We start from the raw sequence: 5,380 nt of genomic DNA on the forward strand, positions 1-5,380 counted from the left end.
TGAAGATCTGTGGGCTCACCGATCCTGTTCAAGCCTGTTCGATCGCGGCCATGGGAGTGCAGGCGATCGGAGTGATCGGCGTGGACAAAACACCCCGTTTCGTCGAGGAGCCGCGTCGACGATCCATTTTTATGGATTTGGAACAGCTGCATCCAACCGTTGAGCGGGTCTGGGTGGTCGCCAATCCCTCCGATCACGCCGTAGCAAGCGCACTTCACGGAGAGGGGACGCCAACCATTGTTCAACTCCATGGATCGGAGACGCCAGAGCGCTGCATCCAGCTCAAGCAGCGCCATCCCAAGGTGCGCTGGTGGAAAGCCCTGAGACTCCGGACTGAACAAGATCTGAGTTCACTGAGCTCTTTTGAATCCCCTCTCGACGCTCTTTTGCTCGATGCCTGGAGCCCTGATCAACTTGGTGGAACCGGCCATCGCCTGAACCCAAGCTGGTTCACCCACTTGCATGACCAGCTGAAACCAAACACCGTCTGGTGGTTGGCTGGAGGAATCAGCGCCGAATGGGTCCCTGAACTTCTCAGAGTGGTTTCACCCTATGGACTCGATGCCTCAAGCCGTCTTGAAGCGGAACCGGGAGTGAAAGACCTCAACAAAGTTCGCGCCCTTGTTCAAGCCGTTCATGACAACGGACCACTTCGGCAATAAGTTGCAATCAATTCAAGCGATTTCCATGGCCTATCGGGCTGCAGCATCTGTATTGCTTCTCTCATGGATCAATCTTTTCCCTGCAGCAGCGCAAGCGCAAGGAATGCTTCCAGGTTGTCGCCTCGAAAACGGCAGTTTGCAATGCGTGCCTGGGTTAACGGCAGACCCTGAAAAACAAATCAACGTTCTCAATCAAAAGATCTCATCAGACGTCCAGATGGAGGGGCGGATCACACAAACCATCCAAGGACTTAAAAAATTCGTCCTGATCGGAGAAGCAAAAGAAGGGCAACTCCTTAAAGCTGAGTTTGATCTCCAGGGAGATCAGATCAACAGCGTTCATATTCATTGGTACCAACGCCAAGGGAATGGTCATTGGAAACTTGTGTCTGATCGGAGCGAGGAAACCTATCGAATCAGCGAAGCCAATCGAGGTGGTGAAGTTATGGCTGTGATTGTTGTTGCAACCAGTGATGGAGAGGTCCAGCGAGTGAGCAGCAACGTGATTGGACCCATTCAATCCCGCTGATCCCACTTCAGCTCAGACCAGAAAATCAGGAGCTGAGCATCGCTTCCTGGTGCCGCACTAGCTCAAAGAATTCTTGCTTAAGGCTGGGGTCATGACGGAAATCTCCACGAACCACTGAATTCATCATGCTGGTTTGCGGTTCACGCACACCTCTCCATTTCATGCAGTAGTGCTGAGCTTTGATGATGATGCCCAAACCTTGGGGAGCGCATAACCGCTCAATTTCGTCGGCGAGGATCATGACCGCTTCCTCTTGAATATGAGGCCTTGAGAACACCCAATCAGCCACACGGGTGAACTTGGAGAGGCCGATGACTCGCTCACCAGGCTTGATTCCGATCCAGCAATTCCCCATGATCGGAACAAGGTGGTGAGAGCAGGCAGAACGAATACTGATGGGACCAACGGTATAAATCTCGTCTAATTGCTTGACGTTTGGGAAACTCGCAACCTTCGGTTGATGGTGATAACGACCCTTGAACACCTCACGGAGATACATCCGAGCCACACGTTCTGCCGTCTCAGCAGTGTTGTGATCATTTTCGATATCTATGACCAAGCTGCGCAGAAGATCCCTGACACGATCAGCAACCTCATGCTCGAGTTCATCAAGCTCACCAGTTTGGATAAATGCCGCCACGTTGTCATTTGCCAGGAAAGAAATACCCTGATCAATAAGACGTTGGCGAATTCTCTGAGAAACGGGTTGGACTCCAGTGTTGAGTTGAGCCAATGTTCCGTTGGAGATAGCAGGAATAGTAGAAGTCATGTCAGGGTGTTATCAGAAGGCACCAGTAGCTGGCATCAAAGTGAGGTCTTCAACGATTTGCGAGGACGGTTGTTGCGCAAGATGAAGAAGCGTAACAGCAACTTGATCGGCTGGGAGCATGGCACGCCGGTCGAAGGTGCTCTGGACTGTTGGCGAGTCCCAAAGAGACGTATCAACAGCACCCAGGGTGAGCGTGCAGGCGCGGATCCCGTGAGTCCTTTCCTCTTCAGCAAGACAACGCGTGAAGCTGGCCAAGGCTGCCTTCACAGTGCAATACGCACCCCAATTCGGGAAAGCATTTCGAGAAGCATGACTACTGATGTTGATGACCAGTCCACCCGCAGGGCGCATGGCAGGAACCACGGCAGCACACATTTGAAACACACTGGTGAGATTGAGCTGCATCAACCAATTCCAGCGATCCAAGGGCATCTCAAGTAGCCCTCCTGTCCACGCAGCTCCCGCGTTGTTGATCAAGACAGCAGGCGTAAGCCCCTGACTGAGCAACTCTTCCACCCTTGGAGCAATTTCATCAGGCTTTGTTAGATCAACAGCTCCGCACACGATGCGCTGACCAGTCGAAGCTAATTCAGTTGCAAGGGATTGAAGAGAGGCTTCGCTGCGGGATAAAAGGATGAGATCCCACCCAGCTTCAGCGAAAGCAAGAGCAGCACTACGGCCAATACCGCGAGATGCTCCGGTAATTAGTACAGAGGGCAATGAGCCTCAGCGATCCTGGCAATCCTAAGAAGCTGAGTCAGCATTTGACGAGGCTGGATCGAGGTATCGGCCCATCGCCCGAAACTTTCGGTAACGCTGATCCCGCAATTCTTGAGGCGGTAGTGCCAAAAGCTCTGAAAGATTGCGCTCGAGAGCTTCCCGCAGTGTTGCGCCCGCCTCAAGGGGGGCCCAATTGTTTCCCCCAGACGGTTCCGCAAGCACCTCATCAACCACACCAAGACTGAGTAAGTCTTTGCCGGTTATGCGCAACGCTGCCGCCGCTTCGGGTGCTTTGGCTGCATCACGCCAGAGAATCGAGGCGCAGGCCTCAGGACTCGCCACCGTATAAACGCTGTGCTCAAACATCAGAAGCCGGTCAGCAACACCAATTCCAAGAGCACCACCAGATCCGCCTTCCCCAATCACCGTGGCAATAATTGGCACTCTCAGGCGGAACATCTCACGGAGGTTGACGGCGATTGCTTCACCCTGCCCCTGCTCTTCGGCCAGTAAGCCCGCATAAGCACCAGGAGTATCGATAAAGGCAAGAATCGGCAGACCAAAACGATCGGCATGCTCCATTAATCGCAGGGCCTTGCGATATCCACCTGGGGTCGCCATCCCGAAGTTACGCGCCACGTTTTCCTTCGTGTCACGCCCCTTTTGATGCCCCAATAGCACCACCGAGCGATCACCTATGCGACCAAGGCCACCCACCAAAGCCTGATCGTCGCTACCGCGTCGATCACCATGGAGCTCAACCCAGTCATCGCAGAACATCTGAATAAAATCCAGAGTGCTCGGACGATGGGGATGGCGAGCAACCTGAATTTTCTGCGATGGAGTCAGGTTTTGAAAAATCTCTTCGCGTCTGCGAGCAGCAAGGGTTTCAAGCTGAAGCAACTGCTGGCTCACATCAACTTCTGAGTCCCTTGCCAACTGGCGAATTTGCTCAATCTGCTGTTCAAGCTCAATCAGGGGCTTTTCAAACTCGAGCAGGGGGCGACGTGCCATGAAAACCGGATCTGTGAACGTCAGGCAGCGGCAGCCTGAAGCTGCCCCTGGAGGTTGAGAGTTGAGAAACCGTGACGGACCGAAGCAGCGCCAATGAAATCCATCTTCTCAAGGGTGATGTTGTTCCTGCCCCAGCTGAAGTTGGTGTGACAAGCCTCAAATTCGAGAAGAATGGCTTCTGCAAAGCAAGCAAACATTTGCCGCTGAGGCTTCTCCATCTGCCATTCAGCATTCTCCATCATGGTCCAGCCGATATCGGATACAAATTCAACGATGCCTCCTTTGAGGACATGAACCCCTTGTCCAGCCACCCGCGAATCGAGGTTTTTGGGATAGCCACCATCGATCATTAGGCAGGGTTTCTGTAGGCGATCCGCATCAATTTCCAACGTGCGGGGCATGCTCGCTACCCAGACCACAACATCAGCCTCGGGGAGCGCTTCATCCAGGCTGAGAATGCGGCCGCCCCCCAATTCCTGTTGCAGGTCTTTCAGGGGCTGTTGCTGACGAGCGACCATGAGCAGCTCTTTAATTCCAGTGCGCTGTGTTAGCCAGCGACAAACGGCACTCCCGATATCTCCAGTTGCTCCCACCACCGCAACCCGAGCCTTCCTGAGGTCGATACCAAGTAAAGGAGCATTGATTTCAACCTGTCGACTGATGACCCATGCCGTATGGGTGTTTCCAGTCGTGAATCGCTCCCATTCCAGCGTTGTACTGCGAATGGTTTGATGCTTCAGAAGATTGAAATTCTCGAAAATAATCGAAGTAAAACCACCCAGAGCCGTGATGTTGATCCCTTTCTTCTGAGCTAGCTCCATGGCATTCAGCACTTTGCGCCTTGCCGTTTTGAAGCGGCTCAGCATCTCTGGGACAAAGCAGGAATCGATATAAGCACCTTCAATTGTTTTTCCAGTCAGGCTCGTGACTTCAAGATGCTCTACCAATTGAGGGGGTGCACTGCACCAAACTTCAAGATCACCCTCAGCAATGTGATCGTAACCCAGCTCTAAAGCCTTACGCCTAGCAGCTTCAAAACTGGTGGAATGTCCGATCAGACCAAACATGTGCTGCCGACGGTCGTACTTAAAAGCAGGAATCTGAACCGCATCAACCGATCAGGTGATGGATTTCGCATCCACCTAAGCACGGGCAGGGTTCAGGGTGAACGAAAAGGGGCGAAATTGAAGCCCACCATCCGCGACACCCTTGGGGTTAAAACGTCGTTAGACAGACAGTGCTGCTGCCGCCATGCGAGCGATATCGCGGGAGCTAAACCCGATCTCGTTCAAAGCTTCCTGATAGGCAATCAAAAAATCTTCGATCAGATCTTCTTTTTCCATGTGAAGAACAGAAGCATCAGCAGCCACCTGCTCGAGCATGGAACGAATGAGCGGAAGATTCACTTTATTGGCTTCCATCAACTCGTCGCGGCTTGCTTCAAAGTTGGCCTTCAGCCACTCTTGCCCATAGTTCAGGTGGGTGTACTCATCCTTAACAACACCCTCCGTGATTTTGCGGGCGAAGGGGTCAGCAACAGGGATATAGATGTGATAAGCCGAGATCGCGAAAGCCTCGATCAATAGGGCCTGGATGAGCAGACAAGTCACCACCTTCCCCTCTTTCAGAGCAGATTGGAAGTTGCCATGCAAAGGAGCAAAAAACTCTTGGGCAAAGGGCATGTCA

7 protein-coding genes are annotated in these 5,380 nt (G+C 52.8%); 2 read left to right on the forward strand and 5 right to left on the reverse strand.

What is annotated here, in order from left to right; genetic code table 11:
* The coding region (locus NCN04_RS07535) for a phosphoribosylanthranilate isomerase (protein ID WP_250395673.1) at positions 1-662 on the forward strand (662 nt) is incomplete at its 5' end.
* Positions 637-1,191 (forward strand): hypothetical protein, encoded by a 555-nt coding sequence (locus tag NCN04_RS07540; RefSeq protein WP_250395674.1) that lies wholly within the window; start codon positions 637-639, stop codon positions 1,189-1,191. The genes NCN04_RS07535 and NCN04_RS07540, both read left to right, overlap by 26 nt.
* Positions 1,192-1,216: 25 nt before the next feature.
* Here NCN04_RS07540 and folE read toward each other — a convergent pair whose 3' ends face one another.
* The 5 genes from folE to NCN04_RS07565 form a co-directional block, all read right to left on the reverse strand.
* Positions 1,217-1,960, reverse strand: coding sequence for a GTP cyclohydrolase I (folE, locus tag NCN04_RS07545; RefSeq protein ID WP_250395675.1), 744 nt, complete (start codon positions 1,958-1,960; stop codon positions 1,217-1,219).
* A gap of 12 nt (positions 1,961-1,972) precedes the next feature.
* Positions 1,973-2,680, reverse strand: a complete 708-nt coding sequence (locus NCN04_RS07550) for an SDR family oxidoreductase (protein ID WP_250395676.1) — start codon at positions 2,678-2,680, stop codon at positions 1,973-1,975.
* Positions 2,681-2,704: 24 nt separating this feature from the next.
* On the reverse strand, positions 2,705-3,694 hold the full coding sequence (locus NCN04_RS07555; protein ID WP_048346903.1) for an acetyl-CoA carboxylase carboxyltransferase subunit alpha: 990 nt from the start codon (positions 3,692-3,694) through the stop codon (positions 2,705-2,707).
* 20 nt (positions 3,695-3,714) lie between these two features.
* A complete protein-coding gene (locus NCN04_RS07560; protein WP_048346904.1) occupies positions 3,715-4,761 on the reverse strand; it encodes a long-chain acyl-[acyl-carrier-protein] reductase in 1,047 nt (348 codons plus the stop codon).
* A gap of 159 nt (positions 4,762-4,920) precedes the next feature.
* Positions 4,921-5,380: aldehyde oxygenase (deformylating) (locus NCN04_RS07565; protein WP_250395677.1), on the reverse strand; the 460-nt coding region annotated here is incomplete at its 5' end.

Source organism: Synechococcus sp. MU1655, assembly GCF_023630655.1.
GTDB lineage: Bacteria > Cyanobacteriota > Cyanobacteriia > PCC-6307 > Cyanobiaceae > Synechococcus_C.

Coding starts and splice junctions, on each gene's coding strand:
- NCN04_RS07540 (WP_250395674.1), top strand. CDS start 637: ATGACAACGGACCACTTCGGCAATAAGTTGCAATCAATTCAAGCGATT.
- folE (WP_250395675.1), bottom strand. CDS start 1,960: ATGACTTCTACTATTCCTGCTATCTCCAACGGAACATTGGCTCAACTC.
- NCN04_RS07555 (WP_048346903.1), bottom strand. CDS start 3,694: ATGGCACGTCGCCCCCTGCTCGAGTTTGAAAAGCCCCTGATTGAGCTT.
- NCN04_RS07560 (WP_048346904.1), bottom strand. CDS start 4,761: ATGTTTGGTCTGATCGGACATTCCACCAGTTTTGAAGCTGCTAGGCGT.